Source organism: Craurococcus roseus, assembly GCF_039523795.1.
GTDB lineage: Bacteria > Pseudomonadota > Alphaproteobacteria > Acetobacterales > Acetobacteraceae > Craurococcus > Craurococcus roseus.
In genome coordinates this window covers 1-25296 of record NZ_BAAAFZ010000053.1, presented here as the reverse complement: position 1 = coordinate 25296, position 25296 = coordinate 1, and the positions used below count along the sequence as shown (strand labels likewise).

The 25296-nt window shown below is 74.2% G+C and carries 25 protein-coding genes; 7 read left to right on the top strand and 18 right to left on the bottom strand.

What is annotated here, in order from left to right; translation table 11 throughout:
- Positions 1–607: 607 nt before the first annotated feature.
- The 5 genes from ABD067_RS16825 to ABD067_RS16805 form a co-directional block, all read right to left on the bottom strand.
- Positions 608–1444: a cytochrome c3 family protein gene (locus tag ABD067_RS16825; protein ID WP_343896512.1), complete on the bottom strand. Its 837-nt coding sequence runs from the start codon at positions 1442–1444 to the stop codon at positions 608–610.
- Positions 1441–2130, bottom strand: a complete 690-nt coding sequence (locus ABD067_RS16820; protein WP_343896511.1) for a hypothetical protein — start codon at positions 2128–2130, stop codon at positions 1441–1443. The genes ABD067_RS16825 and ABD067_RS16820 overlap by 4 nt, the downstream gene beginning before the upstream one ends.
- 2 nt (positions 2131–2132) lie before the next feature.
- Complete coding sequence (locus ABD067_RS16815; RefSeq protein WP_343896510.1) at positions 2133–3878, bottom strand: 2Fe-2S iron-sulfur cluster-binding protein; 1746 nt, start codon at positions 3876–3878, stop codon at positions 2133–2135.
- Positions 3879–4141: 263 nt separating this feature from the next.
- Positions 4142–4975, bottom strand: coding sequence for a Spy/CpxP family protein refolding chaperone (locus tag ABD067_RS16810; protein WP_343896509.1), 834 nt, complete (start codon positions 4973–4975; stop codon positions 4142–4144).
- Between the two features lie 115 nt (positions 4976–5090).
- Complete coding sequence (locus ABD067_RS16805) at positions 5091–5315, bottom strand: hypothetical protein (protein ID WP_343896508.1); 225 nt, start codon at positions 5313–5315, stop codon at positions 5091–5093.
- A 170-nt stretch (positions 5316–5485) separates the two neighbouring features.
- On the opposite strand from ABD067_RS16805, the gene ABD067_RS16800 reads away from it, so the two are divergent.
- Positions 5486–5803 carry a hypothetical protein gene (locus tag ABD067_RS16800; protein ID WP_343896507.1) on the top strand — a complete coding sequence of 106 codons (318 nt, stop codon included), beginning with the start codon at positions 5486–5488 and terminating at the stop codon, positions 5801–5803.
- A 272-nt stretch (positions 5804–6075) separates the two neighbouring features.
- Here ABD067_RS16800 and ABD067_RS26470 read toward each other — a convergent pair whose 3' ends face one another.
- The 11 genes from ABD067_RS26470 to ABD067_RS16750 all read right to left on the bottom strand — a co-directional run bounded on the left by ABD067_RS26470 (position 6076) and on the right by ABD067_RS16750 (position 17842).
- Positions 6076–6582 (bottom strand): YpsA SLOG family protein, encoded by a 507-nt coding sequence (locus tag ABD067_RS26470; protein WP_408871569.1) that lies wholly within the window; start codon positions 6580–6582, stop codon positions 6076–6078.
- Positions 6583–6847: 265 nt separating this feature from the next.
- Positions 6848–7345, bottom strand: coding sequence for a hypothetical protein (locus ABD067_RS16795; RefSeq protein ID WP_343896506.1), 498 nt, complete (start codon positions 7343–7345; stop codon positions 6848–6850).
- Complete coding sequence (locus ABD067_RS16790) at positions 7342–7728, bottom strand: class I SAM-dependent methyltransferase (protein ID WP_343896505.1); 387 nt, start codon at positions 7726–7728, stop codon at positions 7342–7344. The genes ABD067_RS16795 and ABD067_RS16790 overlap by 4 nt, the downstream gene beginning before the upstream one ends.
- 170 nt (positions 7729–7898) lie before the next feature.
- Positions 7899–11105, bottom strand: a complete 3207-nt coding sequence (locus tag ABD067_RS16785; protein WP_343896504.1) for an efflux RND transporter permease subunit — start codon at positions 11103–11105, stop codon at positions 7899–7901.
- A complete protein-coding gene (locus ABD067_RS16780; RefSeq protein ID WP_343896503.1) occupies positions 11102–12580 on the bottom strand; it encodes an efflux RND transporter periplasmic adaptor subunit in 1479 nt (492 codons plus the stop codon). The genes ABD067_RS16785 and ABD067_RS16780 overlap by 4 nt, the downstream gene beginning before the upstream one ends.
- Before the next feature lie 11 nt (positions 12581–12591).
- A complete protein-coding gene (locus ABD067_RS16775; RefSeq protein WP_343896502.1) occupies positions 12592–12996 on the bottom strand; it encodes a FixH family protein in 405 nt (134 codons plus the stop codon).
- Between the two features lie 167 nt (positions 12997–13163).
- The gene (locus ABD067_RS16770) at positions 13164–13511 is read right to left on the bottom strand and encodes a hypothetical protein (protein WP_343896501.1); all 348 of its coding nucleotides are present in this window, start codon (positions 13509–13511) and stop codon (positions 13164–13166) included.
- A gap of 234 nt (positions 13512–13745) precedes the next feature.
- Entirely contained in the window at positions 13746–14369 is a 624-nt protein-coding gene (locus tag ABD067_RS16765) for a cation diffusion facilitator family transporter (protein ID WP_343896500.1), read from the bottom strand.
- Positions 14366–15103 (bottom strand): cytochrome c biogenesis CcdA family protein, encoded by a 738-nt coding sequence (locus tag ABD067_RS16760; RefSeq protein WP_456305256.1) that lies wholly within the window; start codon positions 15101–15103, stop codon positions 14366–14368. Before ABD067_RS16760 ends, ABD067_RS16765 begins: the two co-directional genes overlap by 4 nt.
- 14 nt (positions 15104–15117) lie before the next feature.
- Complete coding sequence (gene lspA / locus ABD067_RS16755) at positions 15118–15642, bottom strand: signal peptidase II (protein WP_343896499.1); 525 nt, start codon at positions 15640–15642, stop codon at positions 15118–15120.
- The gene (locus tag ABD067_RS16750) at positions 15635–17842 is read right to left on the bottom strand and encodes a heavy metal translocating P-type ATPase (RefSeq protein ID WP_343896498.1); all 2208 of its coding nucleotides are present in this window, start codon (positions 17840–17842) and stop codon (positions 15635–15637) included. Before ABD067_RS16750 ends, lspA begins: the two co-directional genes overlap by 8 nt.
- 83 nt (positions 17843–17925) lie before the next feature.
- Between ABD067_RS16750 and ABD067_RS16745 the strand changes: the two genes are divergently transcribed.
- Positions 17926–18351: a MerR family transcriptional regulator gene (locus tag ABD067_RS16745; RefSeq protein WP_343896497.1), complete on the top strand. Its 426-nt coding sequence runs from the start codon at positions 17926–17928 to the stop codon at positions 18349–18351.
- A 180-nt stretch (positions 18352–18531) separates the two neighbouring features.
- Positions 18532–18816 (top strand): hypothetical protein, encoded by a 285-nt coding sequence (locus ABD067_RS16740; protein ID WP_343896496.1) that lies wholly within the window; start codon positions 18532–18534, stop codon positions 18814–18816.
- Between the two features lie 208 nt (positions 18817–19024).
- On the opposite strand, the gene ABD067_RS16735 is transcribed toward ABD067_RS16740, so the two are convergent.
- Positions 19025–19378: a hypothetical protein gene (locus ABD067_RS16735; RefSeq protein WP_343896495.1), complete on the bottom strand. Its 354-nt coding sequence runs from the start codon at positions 19376–19378 to the stop codon at positions 19025–19027.
- 114 nt (positions 19379–19492) lie between these two features.
- Here ABD067_RS16735 and ABD067_RS16730 point away from each other — a divergent pair, with 114 nt between their 5' ends.
- Positions 19493–20485: a cation diffusion facilitator family transporter gene (locus ABD067_RS16730; protein ID WP_343896494.1), complete on the top strand. Its 993-nt coding sequence runs from the start codon at positions 19493–19495 to the stop codon at positions 20483–20485.
- Positions 20486–20600: 115 nt separating this feature from the next.
- Here the strand turns inward: ABD067_RS16730 and ABD067_RS16725 are convergent, their stop codons facing one another.
- The gene (locus tag ABD067_RS16725) at positions 20601–21962 is read right to left on the bottom strand and encodes a hypothetical protein (protein ID WP_343896493.1); all 1362 of its coding nucleotides are present in this window, start codon (positions 21960–21962) and stop codon (positions 20601–20603) included.
- Positions 21963–22470: 508 nt separating this feature from the next.
- Here ABD067_RS16725 and ABD067_RS16720 point away from each other — a divergent pair.
- Genes ABD067_RS16720 through ABD067_RS16710 form a run of 3 tightly spaced genes read left to right on the top strand, consistent with a single transcriptional unit; the run spans position 22471 to position 25202 of the window.
- Entirely contained in the window at positions 22471–23283 is an 813-nt protein-coding gene (locus ABD067_RS16720; protein ID WP_343896492.1) for a response regulator transcription factor, read from the top strand.
- Positions 23280–24737, top strand: coding sequence for an ATP-binding protein (locus ABD067_RS16715; protein ID WP_343896491.1), 1458 nt, complete (start codon positions 23280–23282; stop codon positions 24735–24737). Before ABD067_RS16720 ends, ABD067_RS16715 begins: the two co-directional genes overlap by 4 nt.
- Before the next feature lie 45 nt (positions 24738–24782).
- A complete protein-coding gene (locus ABD067_RS16710; RefSeq protein ID WP_343896490.1) occupies positions 24783–25202 on the top strand; it encodes a hypothetical protein in 420 nt (139 codons plus the stop codon).
- Positions 25203–25296: the final 94 nt, after the last annotated feature.

Below are 25296 nucleotides of genomic sequence, written 5' to 3'. Positions count from 1 at the left end.
ACAAAGGAGAAGACGATGAACGGACACTTGGTCAGATGGGTCGCCCTCGGCGCTGTCGCCGGCGTCCTCGGTGCCTGCTCCCCGGCGCCCCGATCGACGACGAGCGGCGCGCCCGCTCTGAGGCCGACCGGCGGCGGCACGGGCGGCGCCGAGATGGACCACAGCCGCATGGGCGGGGGCCAGGGCTCCAGCACGGGATCGCCCACCTTGCGCACCCAGGGCGGCGGCACGGGCGGCGGCGAGATGGACCATAGTCGCATGGGCGGAAGCGTCGGCGCAGGCGGAAGGACACCGTCCGTGAGCCCGACCGGGGGCGGCACGGGCGGCGCCGAGTTCGCGCATCCGGGTGTCACGGGAACCGGCCGCGCCCGCTGACGCGCCCTCGGCCGCCGTGTTGTCTCTTGGACGCGGCGGCCTCCGCCGTCTTGCCGCACGACCGGGAACACCGCGACGTCGGCCCGCTCCCGGCGCCCCTGCGGAATGCGCTGTTCGGCTGACACCCCCGTTTCCTTGCCTGCCGGTGTCGCGTCCTCTCCGCACGGCCCAGCCTCGTCTCCGGCGCGAACTGCCGGCGTTCCGAACGATGCTGCGGCCGAGCGCGTGGGTGTCAGTGGTGCTTGTACCACCCGACGCCGCGGATGTTGTTCCAAGCGTCGGTCTGGTGGCAGAGGAAGCATTGCTCGACGCGCGCGTCGGCTTGCCCGGTGACCGTCCGGTCCATCATCTCGAAGTGCATCATGTAATGGCTGGGCGGGGCTTGGTGGCACTGCACGCAGTCCCGCGAGCGGGGCGAAGGATGTCGGTAGCCGGCGACCGCCCAGGCATCGACATTGTGGCAGCCCTGGCAGTCGCGGCCGAACAACGTGCGGTGCGGGTCGCGGTTGGCGTGGCAGCCCGCGCAGTCAAGCGTCGCCGTCGTGCCGGCCGGCAAAGGCCTCCGGTCGAGCGTGCCGCCCGCGAGGTCCCCCGCGCTGCCGGCGAGCAGGGCCTGGAGCTTCGCCAAGGCGTGCCGGAGGCCGGCTTCGCCCGACGCGGCCAAACCGCGCGCCCCGGACTCGGCGGCCCGGGCATGCCCCGCTGCCGCGAGCACCGCGTGATCCATGTTGACCGGGCGGCGGTCGCGGCCTTGGTGCTCCACGTGGCAGCCGGCGCATTCGCCGATGTCCGCGTGGAAGGCGGTGGAAGGCTTCGTCACCAACTCCGGCGCCGCCGTGGCGTGGCAGGTGACGCAGGACGGTGCTTCCACCCCGCGGGCCGGCGTGTGGCAGGCTTCGCACTGCGCGCCGAGGAACGCGTGCGCCGTTGACAGCGGCCCGGGGCTCGCCGCCGCGGTCCACAACGGGGGCCGCGCCGAGCCCGAGCGGTGGACCACCGCCGGCACCGCGATGGCCGCCGCGAGGCCCAAGGCCGCGAGCGCCGCATAGGCCAGCGTGGTGGGCCTCACGGCAACCACCGCAGGCCGTAGTAGATGCCGCTCCAGACGTGCAGCGCGAGGAGCGGATAGAACACGAGGGCCGCGGCCACGTGCAGCACGATCCATCGGGAGAAGGCCCGCTTCAGCGCTTCCCGCCGGCGGATCGCGTCCTCGAGGTCGGCTATGGCGCCGACCAGGACGCGGACAGGCACGCCGTCCGGCAGCGCCGTCGCGGCAGCCGGGACGGCGCTGCCCGGCAGCACGTTGGCGAGGCTCGCCGCGACGAGGTCGTAGCGGGCGCGGAGCGCCCCGAGCTCCTGCCTCTGCTCGCGTATGTCGGCGCCGATCTGCGCCAGACGGTAGCGGCCGGCGAAACCGCTCAGCACGACGACGAGCATCGCCGTGACCAGCGCGATCCCGAGCGGGCTTTGGTACTTGTGGCCGGTGTGGAGGATCCCGGACACCGCGCCGACCGCGCCGGCATAGACGTGGAAGGACAGCACGCCGCCCAGGGCGGCCCGCCGCTTCAGCCAGGGGACGCGCTTCGCCAGCGAATAGGCGAGCAGCAGCACCATGGCGGAAGCCCCGGCGATGCCGAGCAAGCCGCCGACCAGGCTGCCCGGGAAACGCGGGGCCGCGTGCAGCAGGAAGCCGGGCGCGAACAGCGCCACCACCGCCAACAACATCCCAACCGCGACGCGCTCCGTCCCGTTCATCGTCAGGCCTCGACCAGGAGGTTCCCGACCGACTTGGCTTGGCAGGCCAGGATCATGCCGCGCGCCTTCTCCTCCGGCGGCAGCCCGTCCTCGACCTCCATGGTCACGGCGCCCGCCTTGAGCGGCACCATGCAGGTGCCGCAGGTGCCCACCCGGCAGGAGTAGTCGATGGCCACGCCGACCGCCTCGGCCGCCTCCAAGACCGTTTGATCGGGCGCCAATGGCGCGGTCTTGCCGGACCTCACGAAGTCGACCTTCGCGGTGGCGGTGGGCGGGGCGACGACGGCCGCCGGGACTGCCGGCGCCACAGCGGCCGGTGCCCCGGCCGGGGCGGGCGTCGTCGGGATGGGCGCGACGGGGGCCACGGCCGCCCGGCCCTTGGCCGGCCCGAAGGCCTCGGTCCGGACCTGCTCCTTCGGCACGCCGAGTTCGGCCAGCGCGGCCTGCACCGCTTCCATCATCGGCGGGGGGCCGCAGAGATGGACCCGCCTACGGGCGATGTCCGGCACCGAGCGGGCGATGAACTCCCTGGAGATCTGGCCTTGCGGCCCCATCCAGGCCGTCCCCTCGGCGCGCGACGACATGGTAGCCGCGACGTGCAGGTTCGGGTGGCGGCGCTGCAGGTACTCGAGCTCGTCGCGGAAGATGAAGTCGAGCGTGGAGCGCGCGCCGTAGAGGAAGTGGATCTCGCCCGGCCAGGCGCGGTCCGTCAGAAAGCGGATCACGCTCATCATCGGCGTGATGCCGACGCCGCCGGCGATCAGGACGATGCTGTCGGACTCCCGGCCGGCGAAGGTGAAGGCGCCGGCGGGGCCGGACACCTCGAGCAGGTCGCCGACTTTCACCCGGTCGTGCAGGTGGCGAGACTCCAGGCCTTGCTCCTCGCGCTTGACCGTGATCTCGACGTGGTCGCGCCGGCTGGGCGAAGAGGCGATCGTGTAAGACCGGCTGACCCGCCGACCCTCGATCGCGGCCGAAAAGGTGAGGAACTGGCCCGGTTGGAAGGTGAACGGGATTGCCCCGCCCTCCGGCTCCATCAGCCGGAAGGTCTTCACGTTCGGCGTCTCGGGGAAGATGGCCGCGACCCGCAGCAGGCCCTTCCAAGGCCGCCCCGGCGTGGCGGGCGGCAGCGCCGCGGTCGGCCCGGAAGGCGCGGCCGGAGCTTCCGGCGTGGGCGCGGCCGAAGCGACGGGCGCGGCCTGCGCGGCCCCTGGGCCGGGCGACGGTGGCACGCCGGAGGGCGCGGGACCGGTCCCGCCGGCGGGCGCAGCGGCAGGCGAAAGCCGCTGCACCAGCGCGCCGACGCGGCGCATGCGCGCGTATTGGATCAGCAGCGTCCCGAGCAGGAAAGCTACCAGGAACGCCATGGTGGTCAGGTGGTACCAGGACAGCCCCCAGGGGCCGTCGTCCATCGCCATCGGAGCGTCGGCCGAGGGCACCCCGAGCTGGTCCCGGAACCAAGCGAGGGCGAGCTGCCGCGGCGGGGTCCCCGCCTCGGTGACACGCAGCGCCGCCGTGCCGCTCTCCAGCAGCAGCAATCCCTCGCGGATCCCGGCGGTCGCCCGCTCGACCGCCGCCGCGCCCTCCTCCTCCAGCGCGCGGTGCAGCCGCGCTTGGCCGGTGGCGATGGCCTGCGATCCCCAGCCGATGCGCCGCTGCGCCTCGTCTTCGATGAAGCGGCGCGCCTCGGGCGTGAGCGCGGGCATGCCGAGCAGGGTCGCGTAGAAGGGACGCGGTCCGGCGCCCATGCAGCCCATCATGCCGCCGCACCCCATACCGGCCGCGGCGGCGGCGCCCGGCGTGGGCGGTGTCGCGTGGGTCGTGGCGCCGCCGCCGCCAGGGCTGGCCGGGGCCGTCGCCCCCGCGGCCGGAGACGGCCGCGGGGGAGGATGGTGCGCGCTGTGGTCTCCCGGATCGGTCTGGGCGGCCGCCACGCCGCCCAGCGACAGGGCAAACAGCGCCGCGGCGACCCCTCGGCCGGCCGAACCTCTCCGCCGCACGGCGCCCCCGTTCAGAACGCCCCGATGAACGGGAGCATGGTGGTGGCGGCCACCCGCTTCTGCGCGTCATCGAGCTGGCCGTAAAGGGTGTTGAAGGCCATCCGGGTCATGTGGATGGCCTCGGTGCGGGCCCTCAGGTGGTTCTCGAAGGACGCCAGTCTCGCCATGGGGTCGGCGCCGGTGCCGCTCTCCTGCAGCGCGGCGCGGGCGGCGTCCAGGTGCTCGCGCCCGGAGCGGAGCGCGGCGGCGAAAGTCTCCCAGGCGGGCGCCTGGGCGTTGGTGATGCGGAGCTCGGCGCGGAGATACGCGATGCGCCCCTCCAGGCGCGCGGCGGAGCTGCCCGCGGGCTGCGCGCCGCCCGCCGTGGCGCCGCCGCCCATCGCGCCCATGCCCATGCCGCCGCCGGACCCGCCACCGCCCTGCATCGGTGGCATCGTCCCGTGCTGCGCGGCGCCCATGCGCATCATGTTCTGCATCATCGCCATCATCGGGCACATGGCCATGGTTTGCGGCTGAGCCTGGCCCATCGGCATCGGACTTTGTCCCTGGGCCGGCATCCCGCCGCCGCCCATCCGCATCATGTCGTCGTCCATCATGTGGCCCATGCCGCCGCCCGCCGCCGGCGCGGTGGGCGCCGCTTGGGCACCAGGCGCGGCCGGCATTCCGGGCATCGCGGCGGCGCCCGGCGTCGGCGCGGGCTGCTGCATCCCGCCGCCCATCGGCATCATGTCCATCATGGCGAGCCGGAAGGTCGGTGGGGCCTCCTCTGCCACCGCCTTGGGCGGCATCAGCGGCACGAGCACCGCGAACGCGGCTGCGGCGAGGATCGGGCTCTGCTTCGGCATCCTGGTGGTCCTCCCCCGGTTGCGCCGCCGAGTGCGGCGCGGCTGGCGACGACGAGCCGCCCTGCATGGCGTCGATGGCCGCCAGCACGGCTTGCGGAGCGAAATCGGAGTCGATTTACCGCGATGACCGGGGGAAGAGGCGGCCCGATTTAAGACGTAGTGTTTCCGAGCGGGCGCGCGACGCCGGAGGGTGCCGACGGCGGCTACCGACGTCGTCGTGCGCGGTGTCGTGGCGGAGGCGCAAGCCAGGCTGCGTGGGGTCGTCCTGCGCCGCCTCTATGGCGATCACCACGCCGCGGCCGAGGTTCTGCAGCGCTTCGCTGCGCGTGCGCTGGAGCATGCGTGGGAGCTCCGCGACCCGGCGCGCGTGCTTGGGTCGACCCTAGCGGAGCACCGGCGGCACTTCGCGCGTCGGTGCGAGTGCCCAAGGGATCCGCACGTGATCGCCAGCTTGCGGGTCACGCCGGAGCCCGAACCCACCGCGTGGGTCCGCGAATACGTGAGCCGTTGTTGGACGGTTGGACGGGCTATGACCCGAGCAGGAGGCTGACCCTTGGCGGTGGAGAGCGCGGGCGGACGCTGCCCGGCGGCGACCTGACCGGCATCGTGCGCGCGCGGCGGCTGTCGCGGGCGGCGATGCGCAACATCCGCCAGAACCTGTTCTTCGCCTTCGCCTACAACGCCGCCGGCGTGCCGGTGGCCGCGGGCGTGCTGTACCCGTTCTTCGGGATCCTGCTCTCGCCGGTCATCGCCGCGGCGGCCATGGCGCTGTCGCCGGTCAGCGTCGTCGGCAACGCGCTGCGGCTGCGGACGGCGGGGCTTCAATAGCGATGCCGTGCAAAGCCCGTCCGCGGCTTTCAGGAATCCTTTCCGCTCGCCGCCACACTTGGTTGGTGCCGTGGCACGCGGCGCCGGGGTCGGTTGCGGCGTGTCACTCCGCACCGGCCCGGCCTTCCTCCGTTCCAACTCGGCTGCGAGTTCAGCGTAGGGGACGGGATGGCCCGTCCGTTCAGCGATGGCCAAGATCCCATCCTCGGTCTCGCGTGCGGTGATCCGCGCCGTGAACGGGAGAAGGGCGGGCGGGCGAGGATCGAACGGCCCTATTCAGCTCCATGCGCCACCTTTCCCAATAGTGCAGCGACGAACGCAGCCGCCCGCTCTTGCAGCCCCGGACACCGCGATTCCCGCGAGCCCGCGACGTTGAGCGTCAGCCCCGCCCCAGGCAGGTTCCGGACGAACTCGGCCGCATCAAGGAGATCGTGCTTCGCCATAAACTCCGAGCCCCAGACTGGGCGGCCGTGCCGGGCGCACAATGCCCGAGTGTTGGATGTGCCCCGCCCATCGGCGCGGCCCAGCAGTAGTGTGGCATCCGCCTCCAACACATTCGCCTCCGTCCGCGGCGGGTAGAGCGGGCTCGCGTGTTCGCGCAGGCCGAAAGCCGCAAGGCTTGGGTCCGCGCCACGCTCCGTCAGCCAGCCTTTCGGCGCCCATCCGCCGGTCGGGGTGCCGGCTCGACGCGCGCCCTCAAGCCCGCCGCGGTCGGCTCCGGTCTGCCCGCCGCTGATGACGCGGGCGGTCTTCGCAGCCGTATGCGATACGTCAGCCATGCCGGTCCTCCCGTTGCTCCACGTTTATGGCTGAGAGCAATAGGACCGTCGCGGCAACCCTGGCAGGCGCGGCTGAAGAGCGTCCGATGCGGATCACGGTTGGCCCGGTAGCCGGCGCAATCGAGCGTGGCGAGAGCTGTCGTGGGGAGCGATCGCGCAACCGGAGGCTGACACTCGGCGGCCCAGAGCGCGGGCGTGACGCTGCTCGGTGGCGACCTGACCGGCGTCCTGCGCGCCGGCGGCTCTCGTGCGGCTCGGCGCCTCGTCAGGTCAGCTGCCGCCGGACGAACCACGCCACGAGCGGCGGCAGCAGGACCCACTGCAGCACCGGCGTGAGCCCCACGCCGAGCAGCGGGAGGACCGGCATGGCCTCCGCGTACGCCCACCGCCCGAGCGGCCCGGTCGCCAGCCACTCCAGCACCAGCGTGATGGCGACGCCGATGGCGATGAACCCCGCGATCTGCCCGGCACTCGGGCAGAGGATCCACCGCGCCCCGGTCACCGCGGCGACACCCCAAAAGGCCACCACCGCGATGACCGCATCGCCCAGGGTGGCGCGTGTGCAGACCTTGATGGCATCCCAATGCGGCGCTTCGGGCATGCCGCGGAAGAGCGGCACCTGCAGGAACTCCCAAGGGTAGTTCAGCAGCAAGGCGAACACCGCCACGTTGACGACGGGCGCCTCGACGGCGCGGCGGAAAGGACCGGGTTGCCGCCGGGCGGAAGCATCGGACCGGCCGTTGGGCCGCTGCACCGGCGTCACGGGGGGACGCCTGGATTTCGACGGGCCGGGTGAGGACCGGACCCGGTCTCGGGCGTTCCGCCCGCCCGCGGGCCGGCTGCCGCCGGCCTCGCCCGCCCTTCGTGCATGAAGGCCATCGGCTTCAGTCCCTTGCCGAGGTGACCGGAGCGGGGTTCGACGGCCTCGAACCCGGCTTCGCGCAGCACCCGGTCCACCGGATTGTCGAGGTGGCGGCTGATGCGGGTCCAGAGAGGACCGAGGCGGTGCTGCCAAGCGGCGACCGCCGGCTCCGGGGACGGCCCGTGCTCGAAGAAGAGGAACTCCCCGCAAGGCCTGAGCGCGTGCTTCATCTCGCCGAGTCCGGTGCGCGCATCGGCCAAGCTGCACAAGGTCCAGGCCACCACGGGGGGCACGCTTCCCCCCGGCAGGTGAGAGTCACCTGCGTAGGCCTCCGAGGCCGCCGGCACGGACCCGGTGGAAGCGCCGCGCGTGGTGGACCGCACGGCGGTGGGGAGCCGCGGCGCGACCGGTCGCCATCCAGGCAGACCGAGTTTCCGCAAGGCCAGGCCATGCGCTATTCCCCCGCCTGCGTGGCGGGCCAGGGGCGCGCCGACGCGGGCGATCGCCCGGGAGCGATGCCGGGCGCCGGGTCCGCCGCGGCTCCGCGCGGCAGTCCCCGGGACTTCACCAGGCTGTAGACCGCCGGGATCACCAGGAGCGTGAGCAGGGTGGAGGACACCATCCCGCCCACCATCGGCACCGCGATGCGCCGCATCACCTCCGAGCCGGTGCCCTCGCTCCACAGGATCGGCAGCAGCCCGGCCATGATGGCGACCACGGTCATCATCTTCGGGCGCACGCGCTCCACCGCGCCCTCCATGATGGCTTCGCGCAGATCGGCCCGCGTCAGCTCCCGACCCTCCGCCGCGCGCCGGGCGCGGATCTCGGCCAGCGCGTGTTCGAGGTAGATCAGCATGACCACGCCCGTCTCGGCCGCGACGCCCGCGAGCGCGATGAAGCCGACCGCCACCGCGACCGACATGTTGAAGCCCATCCACCACACCAGCCAAACGCCGCCCACCAGCGCGAAGGGCACCGAGAGCATGACGATCAGCGTCTCGGCGATGGCGCGGAAGTTCAGGTAGAGCAGCAGGAAGATGACCATGACGGTGAGCGGGACGACGACGCGCAGCCGCGCCTCGGCCCGCTCCAGGTACTCGAACTGCCCGCTCCAGGCCGCGCGGTAGCCGGGCGGGAAGGCCACCTCGGCGGCCACCGCGCGCCGCGCCTCCTCGACGTAGCCGCGGAGGTCGCGGTCGCGGATGTCGACGAAGACGTAGCCCACGGGCTGGCCGTTCTCGGTCCGGATGGAGGTCGCCCCGCGGCTGAGGCCGACCTGGGCCACCTCCCCGAGCGGAACCGAGCCGCCGCCTCCCCCGGGCAGCGGGACCTGCACCTCCGTGGCGATCGCCTGCGGGTCGTCGCGCAGCTCCCGCGGGTAGCGGACGTTCACGGCGTAGCGCTCGCGCCCCTCGACGGTGGTGGTCACCGTCTCGCCGCCGAGCGCCGTCGCCACCACCGCCTGCACGTCGCCGATCGAAAGGCCGTAGCGGGCGAGCGCGTCCCGGTCGGGCACGATGTCGAGGTAGTAGCCGCCGATGATCCGCTCGGCGTAGGCGCTGGAGGTGCCGGGGACGGCGCGCACCACCGCCTCGACCTGGCGCGCCAGCCGCTCGATCTCGGCCAGGTCGGGCCCGAACACCTTGACGCCGACGGGGGTGCGGATGCCGGTCGAGAGCATGTCGATCCGCGCCCTGATCGGCATGGTCCAGGCGTTGCTGACGCCCGGGAACTGCAATGCCCGGTCCATCTCGGCGACCAGGCCGTCCGTGGTGACGCCCGGGCGCCACTCCGGGCGGGGCTTGAGCCGGATCACCGTCTCGAACATCTCGGTCGGCGCCGGATCGGTCGCCGTCGCCGCCCGCCCCGCCTTGCCGTATACCGAGGCCACCTCCGGGAAGGAGCGGATGATCCTGTCCTGCGTCTGCAGCAGCTCCGCCGCCCGCGTCACCGACAGGCCGGGCAGCGTGGTGGGCATGTAGAGCAGCGTGCCCTCGTTCAGGGTGGGCATGAACTCGCCGCCCAGCCGCGCCGCCGGCCAAGCGGTGGCCGCCAGCGCCGCCGCCGCGACCAGGATGGTGAGGACGCGCGCCCGCAGCACCACGCGGATGAACGGGCGGTAGAGCCAGATCAGCAGCCGGTTCACCGGGTTGCGGCGCTCCGGCAGGATCCGCCCGCGCACGAAGACCACCATCAGCGCCGGCACCAGCGTGACGGAGAGCAGCGCCGCCGCCGCCATGGCGAAGGTCTTGGTGTAGGCCAGCGGCCCGAACAGCCGCCCTTCCTGCTCCTCCAGCGCGAAGATCGGCAGGAAGGAGACGGTGATGACCAGCAGGCTGAAGAACAGCGCAGGGCCGACCTCCGCCGCGGCCTCGGTCAGCACCTCGAGGCGCGCCTCGTCGGGCGGCGCCCGCTCCAGGTGCTTGTGGGCGGCCTCGATCATGACGATCGCCGCGTCCACCATGGCGCCGACCGCGATGGCGATGCCGCCCAGGCTCATGATGGTCGAACCGATGCCCATCAGCTTCATGGCGAAGAAGGCCATCAGCACGCCGACCGGCAGCATGAGGATCGCCACCAGAGCGCTCCTCACGTGCAGCAGGAACACCACCGTCACCAGGGCGACGATGATGCTCTCCTCGACGAGGGTGTGCTTGAGCGTCTCGATCGCGTCGTTGATCAGGCCGGAGCGGTCGTAGACCGGCACGATCTCGACCCCCTTGGGCAGGCTCGGCAGGATCTCGGCCAGCCTCGCCTTGGCGTTGCCGATGACGTCGAGCGCGTTGGCGCCGAAGCGCTGCAGCACGATGCCGCTCGCCACCTCGCCCTCGCCGTTCAACTCGGCGATGCCGCGCCGCTCGTCGGGCCCGATCTCGACCCGCGCGACGTCGCGCAGCAGCAACGGGGTGCCTCCCTCGCTGCGCAGGACGATGCGCTCCAGGTCCTCGGCGCCGCGCAGGTAACCGCGCCCGCGCACCATGTACTCGAACTCGGACATCTCCACCGTGCGGCCGCCGACGTCCTGGTTGCTCGTGCGGATCGCCTCGCGCACCCGCTCCATGGACATGCCGAGGCCACGCAGCCGCAGCGGGTCGACCACCACGTTGTACTGCTTGACGAAGCCGCCGACGGCGGCCACCTCGGCCACGCCCTCGGCCCGGGCCAGGGCGTAGCGGACGCGCCAGTCCTGCAGCGAGCGGAGCTCGGCGAGCGTGAGGTCCTTGGCCAGCAGCGCGTACTGGAACACCCAGCCGACCCCCGTCGCGTCGGGGCCGAGGGCCGGCGTCACCCCGCGGGGCAGCCGGCTCGCCGCAGCGTTGAGGTACTCGAGCACGCGGCTGCGCGCCCAGTAGAGGTCGGTGCCGTCCTCGAAGATGATGTAGACGTAGGACGCGCCGAAGAAGGAGAAGCCGCGCACGACCTTGGAGCGCGGCACGGTGAGCATGGCCGAGGCCAGCGGGTAGGTGACCTGGTCCTCGACCACCTGCGGGGCCTGGCCCGCGTAGTCGGTGTAGACGATCACCTGGACATCGGAGAGGTCGGGCAGCGCGTCGAGCGGCGTGTTGCGCACCGCCCAGACCCCGGCCGCCACCACGAAGGCGGTGGCGACCAGCACCAGGAACACGTTGCGCGCCGACCAGGCGATGATGCGGGCGATCATTTGCCCCCCTCCCCGGCCGGGGCGGCGGCCGTCAGGCCGCGCAGCGCGGCCCTGAGATTGCTCTCGGCGTCGATCAGGAAGTTGGCGGCGACAACCACGCGGTCGCCCTCGGCCACTCCCTCGCGGACCTCGACGAAGCCGCCGCCGCGGCGGCCGAGCTTGACCTCCCTGGGCTCGAAGCGGCCCTCGCCGCGGTCGAGGATGACCACCTGCCGGGTGCCGCTGTCGATCACCGCGGAGGCGGGGACGGCGACCAACGGGCCGCCGCCGCCGGCGGCTATCTCCACCTCGGCGTACATGCCGGGCAGCAGCGCGCCGTCCGGATTCGGCAACTCGATCCGCACCCGGGCGGTGCGCGTTGCCGTGTTCAGCTGCGGATAGACCAGCGCGATGCGGCCGGTGAAGGCCCTGCCGGGCAGGCCGCGCGGGCGCACCTCGGCCACCTGCCCGAGCGCGACGCTGCCCAGCTCGCGCTCGGGCAGGTCGGCCACCACCCAGACGACCGAGAGGTCGGCCATGCGGAACAGCACCTCGCCCGCCGGCGTGCGCATGCCGTCCGACACGTTCCGCTCCAGCACCACGCCGTCGCGCGGGGCCGGCCAGACGAAGGAGGCCGGGATGCGCCGCGTCCGCTCGATCTCGGCCAGGACCTGCGGCGGCACGCCGAGGTTCTCCAACCGCCGACGGGCGCCGTCCGCGTTGGCCATGCCGGACCCCGGGGCGACGGCGAGCGCCGAGACGTACTGGGCGCCGGCGGCGACCACGTCAGGCGAGTAGAGCCGGAGCAGCGGCTGGCCGCGCCGCACCCGGTCGCCGGTCGTGACGTCCTCGACGTGCTCGACGAAGGCCTCGGCGCGCAGCGCGACCACCGCGACCCGCCGTTCGTCGAGCTGGACCGTGCCGGGGGCGCGGACGGGGCGGACGACCTCGCGGCGGGCGACAGGCTCGGAGCGGACGCCGGTGGCCTGGATCCGGCCCGGCGCCACCCGCACCGTGGTCCCGTCCGCGTCCTCGCCTTCGTAGACGGGGACGTAGTCCATCCCCATCGAGTCCTTCTTGGGGGTCGGCGAGGTGTCGGGCAGGCCCATCGGGTTGCGGTAGTAGAGGACGCGCCGGGGCCCGCCCTCCGCGCCGCCCCCTTGCGCCAGGGGTTGTCCCGTCTGGCCCGCCGCCGCGGTGGGCGGCGGGGCGGCCGGGTCCGGCGGCTCGGCATCCTCGCCGGCGCGGACCGCGCGGAAGTCACGCCCGTCCTCCGTCCGGCGCGGCTCCGGCGCGTACTCCGGCCTGTCGGGGTGCCGGTAGTAGAGCACGCGGCCGCCAGTGGCGGGCCGCGTCGGCCCACTTGGCTGTTGCTGCTGCTCCAAAGCGGCGGCCGGTCCCAGCCCCGGGATCCAGCCCGCCCGCACGGCTTGGTGGCCCGCGGCGGCCAAGCCGACCGCCGCGGGGACCAGCGCCGCGAGCATGGCGCGTCGCATGCGCGCGCCCCTCAGGGCGTCGCGCGGAAGACGAGGCGGTTCTCGACCGTGCCTTCCTCGCCCTGCACCTTGGCGGTGAGCGTCAGCGCCCAGCCGCCCGCCATGGCCAGGTTGGTCCGGAAGCGGTAGACGCCGGGCTCGCCGCCGGGGACCGGTGCCAACGGCATGGTCATGGTCGGCATGTTGTCGGGCGACATGTCGAGCCGGGTGCCATAGACCACCGCGTTCGGCACGGCGCGGCCCGAGGGCTTGTGGACGAGGCGGACCGCGACCACCGCGCCGTCGCCCTGCTTCACCTCCGGCGTCACCAAACGGAACTCGTAGTCCTGCGCCGCGGCGAGGGCGCCGGCAGCGGGCGCCAGCGCGGCCGCCACGGCCAGCGCGGCCGCACAGGCGCGATTTGTCCAATCGGTCATCGTGTCGTTTCCCGCGTCTCGAACCCAGCGCGCCACCGGGTGGACGGCGCGCACGACGGCGCGGCCAGTCTCGCGTGGGTCGCACGCGGGCCTACGCCGCTGGACCGGCCTTGATCACGCTCGTGCGGCGCGACCGTGGCCGCGCTCGGCCGGCGGGCCGAGCGGACTCAGGCGCGGGGAGGTTCGAGCGGGGGAGCGACGCCGACGCCGACCAGCGCCGAATGGCGGGGCGCCTGCGCGGGGAGCTGAACGTACGTCAGGACGAACGGGGCGGGGGCCCGCGCGATCAGCGGCGCCGGGCACTTGGCGAAGCATGCCGCCGAACTGGACGCCTTCTCGGGATCGGCCGGCATGTCCTGCCCGTCGCAGGGGGCACCGTTGGCTGCCGCCATGGCCGCAGCCATGTCCGCGCCGCAAGGCTCGTCCGCCGCGACCGAGGCCGCGGCGAAACCAGCTAGCAGCAGCGCCAGCACGGACAGGACCGTGACCAAACGCCGGATGGGCGGGGCCCGCATGATCTACAGCGTGGCGACGAACCATGCTCGGATCAAGGGCGAGCGACCAGCCCCTCTGCCGAGACGTATTCGGGGTGACGCTCCTGGAGGCGGCTGGTGGCTGGCCGTAGCCGGCCTGGGCTGGCCGGGGGAGCGGCAGTACGGACACGGGGGGTGCGGGCGTCCTCCTTTTATGGTTGCCTGCGACGACTACGGCCTTCCCGCACGGGAAGGTTCCGCCGGGCGCGAACCACGTCAGACATGGGCCGCTCCGCGCAGGTCGCCCAAGGCATCGCGGACGATCGACCACGCCGACTGCAGAAAGAGCCCGGCGATGACGACGGCCACGGCGAGGTCCGGCCACGGCGTGCCGGTCCACCAGACGAGGCCGGCCGCGACCACCACGGCGAGATTGCCGATGGCGTCGTTGCGGCTGAACAGCCAGACGGCCCGGACGTTCGCGTCGCCCGTCCGGTGCGGGAGCAGCACCGCCGCCGCGGCCACGTTGACCGCGAGCGCGACGGCGCCGAACAGGCCCATCAGCTCGGCCTCGGGCTGGTTGAGCACCAGCACCCGGTAGCCGGTGGCGGCGAGCACGCCCACGCCAAGCACGGCGAGGAACAGGCCCTGGACCAGCGCCGAGCGGGCGCGCCAGGCGAGGCTCCAGCCGATGGCCAGCAGGCCCAGGAAGCTGATCAGGCCGTCGCCGAGGAAGTCGAGGGCGTCCGCCTTCAGCGCCTGGCTGCCGGAGACGAACCCGCCGAACATCTCCACCAGGCCGTAGCCGACGTTGAGCCCGACCACGACCCACAGCGCCCGGCGGTAGGCGGGCGTGATGTGGGCCAGGTCCTTGGGGAGGTCGTCGTCGCCGCCGCTCATCCGATGCTCCCGAGCGAGGGGAAGAGCCGGAGCACCAGAACGGCGAAGTCGGTGAGGTGGCCGGTGATCATGGCCGCCCCCATCGCCACCATGACGCCGCCCGCCGCGAACTGGAGGACGCGGCCGGTGCGCCGCAGGGCGCGGAACGGGCCGCGCAGGAAGGCGTCCGCGGAGGCGGCCACCAGCAGGAAGGGCACGCCCAGCCCGGCGGCGTAGGCGGCCAGGAGCACGACGCCGAGGTGGCTGACCTCGCCGGTCGCGGTCAGCGCCAGGATGGCGCCGAGCACCGGGCCGATGCAGGGGGTCCAGCCGAACGCGAAGGCCAGTCCGAGCACGTAGGCGGAGAGCGGCGTGCCGCCGCTGAGCGTCGGCATGAAGCGGAGGTCGCGCTGCAGCGGCATCAACCGCAGGACCCCCGCGGTCATGAGGCCGAACAGGATGACGACCACACCGCCCGCGATCCCCGCCTCGTAGCGGTAGCGGATGAGGGCCTGGCTCAGCGCCGACGCGCCCGCGCCCATCGCCACGAAGACGGTCGCGAAACCCAGGACGAAGCAGAGGCCGAGGCCGACCGTGGCGAGGCGGTCCGACGGCGCCTGTACGGCGGCGGCCGAGCGCCCGGCGACGTAGGAGACGTAGCCGGGCACCAGCGGCAGCACGCAGGGCGAGAGGAAGGAGACCATCCCGGCCAGGAAGGCGGTCAGCAGGCCGGACATCTGGAGGAGCGGGTCCACGGCGGCCCCGGCCCTCAGGACCGCGCCGCGGAGGTCGGCGCGCGCGCTGGTTCGCCCCTCCCGCCGGCCAGGACCAGCAACGCGACGCCGACGAAGATGGCGGCGTCGGCGAGGTTGAAGGCGGGCCAGTGGTGGCCGGCCGCGTGGAAGTCCAGGAAGTCCGTCACGGCGCCGTGCCGCAGGCGGTCGGCGACGTTGCCCAGCGCGCCCCCGGCGACGAGCCCGACCGAGGGGGCCGTCCACGGCCGCCGGTCGCGCGCCGCCCAGGTGACGAGGCCCGCGACGACCGCCAGGGCGAGGGCGGACAGCAGCCAGGGCGCGGCGGGGTGGTCCGCCGACAGCAGGCCGAAGCTGACGCCCCGGTTGTGCCCGAGCACCAAGTCGAGGAACGGGGCGACGGGGATGACGCGGGGCGGATCCATCAGCTCGGCCAGCGCCCACCACTTCGTCGCCTGGTCCAGCGCGAAGGCCGGCGCGGCCGCCGCCGCGCCCCACGTCCAGGCGGGGCGCGCCTTGGGCGGAGGGCCGCCCTCAGCCATGCGCCGCCACTCCCTTGAAGCGGTATCCGAGCAGCCGCAGGGCGTTCAGGGTCACCAGCACCGTGGCGCCGGTGTCGGCCAGCACGGCGGGCCAGAGGCCGGTGACGCCCACCACCGTGGTGACGAGGAAGACCGCTTTCAGGCCGAGCGCGATGGCGACGTTCTGGTGGATGTTGGCGAGCGTCGCGCGCGACAGCCCGACCAGGGCGGCCACGTCCAGGACGCGGCCGTTGAGCAGCGCGGCGTCGGCGGTCTCCAGCGCCACGTCGGTCCCGCCGCCCATGGCGACGCCGACCGAGGCGGCGGCCAGCGCCGGGGCGTCGTTGATGCCGTCGCCCACCATGGCGACCGGCGCCTTTTCCTTGAGGGCGCCGATCTCGCGCAGCTTGTCCGCCGGCAGCAGGCCCGCCTTCACGTCGAGGCCGAGCGCCCCCGCGATGGCGCGCCCCGTGCGGGGGTTGTCGCCGGTCAGCATGACGGAGCGCACGCCCATGGCGCCCAGCGCCCGGATGCCCGCGGCGGCGTCCGCCCGCGGTTCGTCCCGCACCGCGACGAGGCCGGTCGGCGCCCCGTCCACGGACACGACCACCACCGTCTTTCCTTGGTCCTCCCACCCCGCGACCGCCCGTTCCGCATCGCCCGGGAGCGCCGCCTGGTCGGCGGCGTGGCTGGGTGAGCCGACCGTCACGCGTTTGCCGGTGACCACCGCCTCGACGGCCTTGCCCGGGATGGCGCGGGCGTCCTTGGCGGGCCGCAGCGGGATGCCGTCCGCCTCCGCCCGCTCCAGGATGGCGCGGCCCAGCGGGTGGCTGGAGCCGTTCTCCGCCGCGGCGGCGAGGCCGAGCACGGTGCGCTCCGAGCCGGAAAGGACCAGGACGTCGGTCACACGCGGCCGCCCTTCGGTCAGGGTGCCGGTCTTGTCGAAGGCGACGGCGCGCACGCGCCCGATGGCCTCCAGGGCGCCGCCGCCCTTTACGAGCAGGCCGCGCCGGGCGCCGACCGCCAGCCCGGAGGCGATGGCCGCGGGCGTCGAGAGCACGAGGGCGCAGGGGCAGGCCACCAGCAGCAGCGCCAGGCCGCGGTAGACCCAGGTGCCCCAGTCCGCGCCGAGGAGCAGCGGCGGCGCCACCGCGACCAGGGCCGCGGCGGCGACGGCGATGGGCGTGTAGACGGCCGAGAAGCGCTCGATGAAGCGGGCGGTGGGCGCTTTGGCCTCCTGCGCCTCCTCCACCAGGCGGACGATGCGGGCGATGGTGTTGTCCGAGGCGGGCCTCGACACGCGGACCTGGAGCGCGCCCGAGGCGTTGACGCTGCCCGCGAACACCGGGGCGCCCTCCGCCTTGGGCACGGGGACGGACTCGCCGGTGACCGGGCTCTCGTCCACCTCGGACGCGCCCTCCACGACCTCGCCGTCGGCGGAGACGCGGTCCCCGGGGCGCACCAGGACGAGGTCGCCGACCTCCAGGCTGGCGGCGGGCACCTCGCGGGCCGTTCCGTCGCCCCCGACGCGGAGCGCGGTCCTCGGCACCAGGGCGCCCAGCGCCTCGATGCCCGCGCGGGCCCGACCCGCCGCGACGCCCTCGAGCAGCTCGCCCACCGTGAACAGGAGCACCACGACCGCCGCTTCGGAGGTCGCGCCGATGAGGATCGCGCCCACGGTGGCGATCGACATCAGCATCTCGATGGAGAACGGCGAGCCCGCGCGCGCCGCCGCGACCGCCTTGCGGCTGAAGAAGGCGAGGCCGAGCAGCGCGGCCGGCAGGTAGGCCCAGTGGTCCAGGGACGGAGCGGCGAGGGAGGTTGCGAAGCCGGCCGCGGCCAGGGCGCCTATGGCGGCCGCCAAGCGGGCCTTGGTGCCCCTCCACCAGGGCCGCCGGGCACTGCCCCTCTTTTGGTCCTCGGCGGCCATGCCCGCCTCTCCCGGCACGACGCGCGGCGCCTCGACCGGCGCGATGCCGTAGCCGAGGTTCCGGACCCGCTCTTCCACGGCGGCGCGGGGCGTGGCCGCTTCGTCCAGCCGGAAGGCCAGGACCTGGGTGCCGTAGTTGACGCGGATGTCCTCGGTGCCCTCGACGCGGCCGACGGCCGTCTCGATCTTCCCGGCGCAGCTCGGGCAGTCCATGCCCTCCACCCGGTAGCGCAGGGCCGCCCGGGGCCTTTCGCCCGCTTCCGCCAGTCCGCCGTCCGCCATCGCCGTCATCCCTTCCCGCGGGAGGCCCCCGGCTTGCGTCCGGGGGGAACGGCCCCCTACATGGACCCTGTAGTCGCTTCAGGGTCAAGGCCATGGCCGCGGAAAACCCGCTCAGCATCGGCGCCCTGTCCAAGGCGACCGGCACCACGGTGGAGGCCATCCGCTGGTACGAGCGGGTCGGCGTGCTCCCGGCGCCGGCGCGCACCGCGGGCAACTACCGGGCCTACGGGACCGCCCACCTGGAGCGGCTGAGCTTCGTCCGCCGCGCCCGCGACCTCGGCTTCACCCTGGACCAGGTGCGCGAGCTGCTGCGGCTCGCCGACGAGCGGGATCGGCCGTGCGACGCGGTGGACCGGGTGGCCCGCGAGCACCTGGGGGAGGTCGAGCGCAAGATCGCCGACCTGGAGGCGCTCCGGCGCGAGCTCCAGGGCCTCATCGGCCAGTGCCGCCACGGGACGGTCAACGAGTGCCGCATCATCGAGGCGCTCTCGCCGGCGGAAGTCCGAGACGTCCCCTGAGGGCGGGTCGGGCCAGGGGCGGGCGGCGGCACGGCGGGCGCCGTCGAGGTCCACCCGGCCGGGAATCGCGGTGTCCACCGTCCAGGGGCGGCGTGCCCCGATGCTGACCGAGGTCCGCCACGGCCCGGACACGCTGGAAGCCAATGCTGACGGTGTCGATCAGCAAGAAAGGGCTCCGCCATGCGTAGGGTCGCCGCCGTCGCCGCGTTGGTTCTGCTGGCCGGGGCGCCGGCCTGCGCGCATCCCTCGCACCTGGGAGTGGCGTCCGCTTACTCCGCCTACGGCGCTTACCCTTCCTACGGCGCGGCGCCGTACGCGGCCGCCCCCCGGCACTGGTCGGGCGGCGGGCACCACCACCACGCGGCGCCCCGCCACCACCATCATCACGGAGGTGGCCACGGCGCGGCGCACCACGGGCACCACCGCCCGCAACACCACCACCACCACGGTCACCACCGCCACTGACGGCGCGGCTTCCGGTGTTTCGTCGAGCGCGGTTTCGCCGCTCGACGGCCGGTGGCGAACCGCCCTTTCCCGGCCGCGCCGTCCTCCCCACTGGGGGCGTGGGAAGCCCGGGCGGAGCGGCCGGGACGCCGACCACGGCCTGGACAAACTTCGTCGCATTGTGACGCGCTTCCCGCGCGGGAGGCGCGGCGTTCTCCCGTCGCCGCGCTCAGTGCCTCCCGGTGTGCGGCGTGGGGCCGTCCGTCGTGTTGTCGAGGTGCGGCGCCGGACCCGAGTTCGCCTGGCGCTGCTCGGGCCCGGTCTTGTGCGGCGTCGGACCATCGGTCGTGTTGTCGAGGTGCGGCGCCTGCCGCGCGTCGGCCGCGCCCGGTGTCGGCACCGGACGGTGGACCTCCTGGCCCGCGCCGGTCGGGCCGTCGAAGTGCGGCGCGGCGGGGTGCAGCGCGGCCCGGCCGGAGGCGTCGCCGGGGGAGGATTGCGGGTTGCCCTGCGCGAGGGCGTCGGCGCCCGCGCCGAAGGCCGCGAGCAGGGCTAAGGCGGGGAGGCCGAGGCGGCGGGTCATGGCTGGCTCCGTCGTGGGGCGGGGCGGCCCGGTGCCGCCCCTTCGACGGGACAGATGGCGGAACGGCGCCGTCACATCTTCTCGGCCGTGTGACGGATTGCGACGGGGGCGGGGATGGGCGCGGGGCACGACCACACGGCGGGCGCGAGGGGCGACGAGCGGGCGCTGCTGGCCGCGCTCGGCCTGACCGGCGGCTTCATGCTGGCGGAGGCCGCGGCCGGCCTCTGGTTCAACAGCTTGGCCCTCCTGTCGGACGCGTCGCACATGTTCACCGACGCCGCCGCGCTGGCGGTCGCGGTCGCGGCCGTCCGCGTCGCGCGCCGCCCGGCCGACCGGCGCCGCACCTACGGCTACCACCGCTTCGAGGTGCTGGCCGCGGCCTTCAACGCCTCGCTGCTGTTCCTGGTGGCCCTGTACATCCTGTGGGAAGCGGTGCGCCGGTTCCGCGAGCCCGCCGAGGTGCAGTCGCTCGGCATGCTGCTGGTGGCCCTGCTCGGCTTGGCGGTGAACTTGGCTTCCATGCGGCTGCTGCGCGACCGGAGCGCGGGCAGCCTCAACATGAAGGGCGCCTACCTGGAGGTCTGGGCCGACATGCTGGGCTCGGTCGCGGTGGTCGCCGCCGCCGCGGTCATCTGGCTGACCGGCTGGCGGTGGGTGGACCCCGCGGTCGGCGTGGCCATCGGCCTCTGGGTGCTGCCGCGCACCTGGACGCTGCTGCGCGAGACGGCGAACGTGCTGCTGGAGGGCGTGCCCGAGGGGATCGACCTCGACGCGGTGGAGCGGGCCGTGCTGGACACCCCGGGCGTGCGCGGGGTGCACGACCTCCACGTCTGGGCCTTGGCCAGCGGCAAGGTCGCGCTCACGGCCCACGTCGAGGTCGAAGCGTCCCTCGCCCGCGAAGACCGGTTGGAGGACGCGCTCGGCTCCATGCTGGAGGCGCGCTTCGGCATCACCCACGCCACCGTGCAGGCGGAGCTGCCCGGGGCGCACGGCGGGCGCGACCCGCATGCGTCTTGGGCGGCCGCGGCGGGGGGCGCGCACCAGCACGGCGGCGCGGACAAAGGCCACGGGCACGACCGCCGCTCCGGCCTCGCCCCGCGACCCTGATGACGGCCCGCTGGGAAATCGATCCTTCGGGGTTGCTCCGCCCCCGCGCGCGGTCACCTGCCCAAGGGCGCGACCGCGACGGCCCCGCCTCACCGCGGGCGCATCGGCATCGCGCTCACGGGCCGGAAGCGGCGCGCATCGCGCGCTCGATCCGGTAGGTCTCGGCCAGCAAAAAGAGTTCGTCGTCCGCCGTGATCAAGCGGGCGTGCGCGGTGCAGATCCGAACCGGGAAAAGCCGCTGGAAGGATTCGCGGACGTCCTCCTTGCGGAGGAACACGGGCTCGAACGCCCCTTTCCAGTTGTCGGCCCGTTCGATGATGAGGATGTAGTCGCTGAAGTCCGCGTAGGCGATGAGGAGATGGTCGGACTCGCCCCTCTTGCGCGCCGTGTTCTTCTTCTCTCGCCACCGCGTCAGGATCTCGCCCGGCACCTGTCGCTTCGCCCAGTCGGGGCCGAAAACGGCGGTCATCCGCTCATTGATGAAGCGCCGGACCTGCGTCTCGAACCTTTGCAGCCGATCGAAGGCGGCCCGGTTGCGCGCGAAATCGGCGTCGTCGGGGGCCGCCGATTCCTCGTCCCGCTCCGCGCCGCCGCCGCCGGCGCCGTCGTACTCGGTGACCATCGGCGGCGCCGGCTGGTGCAGGCCGGCGAGGGCTCGGCCCTCTTCGATCGCGGTGCCCGGGAAGTCGGTCAGCCGGGGATTGAAGCCCCGCTCGACGTAGAAATCGAAGCGGGCGGCGGGCTCCGTGAAGATCCGCTCGGGCCAGGACAGGGGCTCCCGCCAATCGCCCAGCCCGCCGCGCAAAGTCGTGGCCAACGCGGGATCGTAGGGCCGCGAAGCCCTGAGGGCGGCGCCTATACCCTGGACCTCGGCGAAGCCCAACGCCGACCCGATCCGGTCCCGCGCGTCGAGCCAGGGCGAGCGCATCGATCCCATCGCGGCGCGCAGGGCGTCCCCGGGGACGAGCGAGGCCCTGAAGGCCGTCAAAGCGCTGCGCTGCTCCTCGATCTCACGCGCGAGCCGTCCGACCTCGCCGGTCCCCGGGAGGCGGAAGCGGCTCTCGTACTCGGCCCGGAGCGCCGTCGCCCGCTCCATCTCTTGCTGCACCACTGAAGGGGAGCCCAACAACCCCAGGCGGCGCGCGTCTTCCGATGAACCGGCCATGTCACGCGCCAAACGCCCGATCTCGTTGATGGCCGAAAACCGGGTCGGGTCGTTCATGTCGGCGAGGAGCTTGGCGGTGCGTCCCATCTCCTCCCGGTGGGCGGACGCCCAGCCGGACGCGCCCGACCGCCGGAACTCCTCGATCGCGTCCGCCGCCGTCCGCATGGTGAGGTCATGCCGATGCCTGTCCTCGGTGAGGCCGCGGAGGGTGTCCACGGCGGAGACGTGGGCCCGGGCGCTCTCCGACAGAGGGCGGGGGTGCTCGCCGGCTCTGTCCTGCGCTTCCCGGAACTTCTCGAATTCGTCGGGCAAACCTAGCCTCCTGATCACCGCGGTCCCCGCGGATCGACCGCGGCGCCACGCTCCACGCCGTCCAAGCGCTGTTGCGGGCACGCGCCCAATTACCTCGAACAGCGGCATGGGACGAAGCGGTGCCGCCCGCATGGGTGTCGATTTCCCTCCACGCCCGCGTCGGCGCGGGTGGTCGAGACCGGCTCGTGCGAAGGCTCGGTTTCCAAACGGGCCGGCGTGGGGCTTTCCCGCTCCGTCGCATCGATGACGGCGGGCGGAGTTTCCCGGCCAGGGCCGGAAGGCCGGTCGCCGGATCGGCCGCAATGTTTTGTCATAATGTGGAGATGTTGCGACACGCGGAAGCCGATACGCCCGTCGCAGGCCGGGCACAGGCAGGGCGGGGCGCCGCTTCGGCGCCGCGAACTTCCCCGGTCGGAACCCCCTCGGCCCTGGGAGGCCCGCCCATGCACGGATGCGCGTCGTCGCCTGCGCCGCCCATCCCGGCCCCCGCGCGGACCGGGGCCGCCGGATGACGCCGCGGCTCCCGCCAGCGGGTGGCGAAGCGCCGCCGCGCCCCGTGCGCGGCGCGCTGGAGCCGGACCCGCACGTGCTCGTGGTCGAGGACGACGGCGAGGTGCGGCACCTCCTCGCCCGCCTGCTCCGTGAGAACGGCTTCGCCGTCAGCGCCGCGCGCGACGGGCGGGAGATGCGGGAGGTGCTGGCCAACGCCGCCCCGCCCGTGGACCTGGTGCTGCTGGACGTCATGCTGCCGGGCGCCTCGGGCATGGATCTGCTGCGCGAAATCCGCGCGACCTCCCGCCTGCCGGTGGTGATGTTGACGGCGCGCGGCGAGGAAACCGACCGGGTCCTCGGCCTGGAGTTCGGCGCCGACGACTACGTCACCAAGCCCTTCGGCCGGCGCGAGCTGGTGGCGCGCCTGCGCGCGGTGCTGCGCCGCGTCCGCGGCGGCGACCCGGACGCCGCGGGGCAGCCCGCCGAAGCGCCGCACGCCGCCGGCGGCGGCCGGCTGCTGCGTTTCGCCGGCTGGACGCTCGACACCGGCCGGCGCGAGCTGGTCTCGCCCGCCGGCGCGGCGGTGGACCTGTCGGGCGCCGAGTACGACCTGCTGATGGCCTTCCTCGCCCACCCGCAGAGGGTGCTCGGCCGCGACCAGTTGCTGGAGGTGGGGCGCCGGCGCTTCGGCGACGCCTTCGACCGCACCGTGGACGTGCAGGTCAGCCGGCTGCGGCGCAAGATCGAGCCCGACGAGAGCGCGGCGCCGCTGATCAAGACCGTGCGCGGCGCCGGCTACGTGTTCGTGGCGCCGGTGGAGCGGGCGTGAGGCGGGCGCTCGCCCGCCGCCTGTGGCCGGACGGCCTGGCCGGCCGCACCGTGCTGGTGCTGCTGGGCAGCCTGCTGGCGCTGCACCTCGGGAGCGTCTGGGTGCACGAGGCATCGGTGCGCGGCGCCGACCGCGTGGCCCGGGAGCGCGCCCTGGTCGAAGGTTTGGCCCGGGCCGGCAGGGCCCTGGCCGCCCTCCCGGAAGCCGAGCGCGACGGGGCGGCGCACGCGCTTTCCGGCCCGGGGCTGGAGCTGCACTGGCGCCGGGGCGCCCCGCCGCCGCCGGTGGCCGCCTCCGGGTCCGACGCCGAGCTGGCGGCCGTGCGGGACTGGCTGGCGGAGGCGGCGCCGGAGCTTGCGGCGGGCGTGCGGCTCGGCTGGGGCGACGACGAGCGCCACCTGCTGGTGGGCGCCCTGCCGATCGGCGAGGCGGGTTCCGTGTCCTTCGCGGCGCCGGTCTTCGGCTCCGGCCACGGCGGCGCGCCCTTCGACCCGGCGGGCCTGGCCTCCCTCGCGGCGATGGCCGCGGGCATCGGCTTGGCCTCCGTGCTGGTGGTGCGGGGCCTGACCAAGCCGCTGCGCGACCTCTCCGCCGCCGCCGACCGCGTCGGGCGCGACGCGGCGGGCCCGGTCCGCGTCCCCGAGGAAGGGCCGGCCGAGGTCCGCCACGCCGCTCGCGCCTTCAACGCCATGCAGGAGCGCATCCGCCGGCTGGTGGAGGACCGCACCCAGGCGCTGGCCGCCGTCTCGCACGACCTGCGGACTCCCATCACCCGCCTGCGCCTCCACGCCGGCTTCCTGGACGACGCCGAAGCGCGCGACCGGATCGACGCCAACCTCGACGAGATGGAGGCGATGGTCGAGGCGACGCTGGCCTACCTCCGCGAGGGCCGCGAGGCCGAGGAGCCCCGCTCCACCGACCTGGTGACCGTGCTGCGGACCGTCTGCGACGCCGCGGCCGACGCCGGCGGGGACGTGGCCTACGAGGGCCCCGAAACGCTGGTTCTGCCGCTGCGCCGCGTGGCGGTGCGCCGCGCCTTCGCCAACCTGGTCGGCAACGCCGTCGCCCACGGCGGCGGCGCGCGCGTGGCGCTGCAACGGGAACCGGGGCGGGCGGTGGTGGAGGTTTCGGACGAGGGGCCCGGCATCCCGGAGGCGGAGCTGGAGCGGGTGTTCGAGCCGTTCCGCCGGCTGGAGGCGAGCCGCAACCGGGCCACCGGCGGCGTCGGCCTCGGGCTGACCATCGCCCGGCGGGCGGTGGAGGCCGAAGGCGGCACGCTGCGGTTGCTGAACCGCCCGGAGGGGAGGGGCCTGTCGGCCGTGGTCGCACTGCCCGTCGCCCACGGCGACGCCCATCGCCCGGCGCCGCGCGGTGTCGCCGCCGCCACGGACGCCGCCGGCGCCGTCCGGTTTCCGCCCGCGACGACGGCCGCCACGCCGAGGGGGGCGTCGTGAGGGCGGCGGGCGAGTCTTCTCAACCGTGGCCGAAGGAGAGCACCCATGCAGCGCAGAAACATGATCTCGGCGGCGATGGCCGTGGCGGCGGCGTCGATCGCCGCGGCGGCGGCGCCGACGGCCCGGGCGCAGGGGGCGGGCGGCGCCCACGGGCACGCCCACACCGGCCAGGAGCAGAAGATCGGGCCCTACGAGGTCGAGCTGAACGTGCGGGGCGGCGACGCGACCCTGGCCATCTCGGACGAGAAGGAGCAGCCGGTGGACGCCTCGCGGTTCAGCGCGACGGCCGTGGCGCTGGCGCGCGGCAACGAGCGCCGGACGATGGAGTTCCGGCCGGCCGGAACGAACCGCTTGGCGGCGCGGGTGGACTTCCCGTTCGACGGCAAGTTCCGGGCCACCGTCACCCTGCGCGGGCCGGGCGGCGACCTCGGCCAGGCGCGCTTCAACGTCGATGCGACGCGCTGAAGCGGGCCGTGGGTAGGGGCGCCACGGGGGTGCGGCGGTGGGTTCCCGGGCTCGCCCTGGGCGCGGCCTTGCTCCTCTCCTTCGTCGCCGCGCC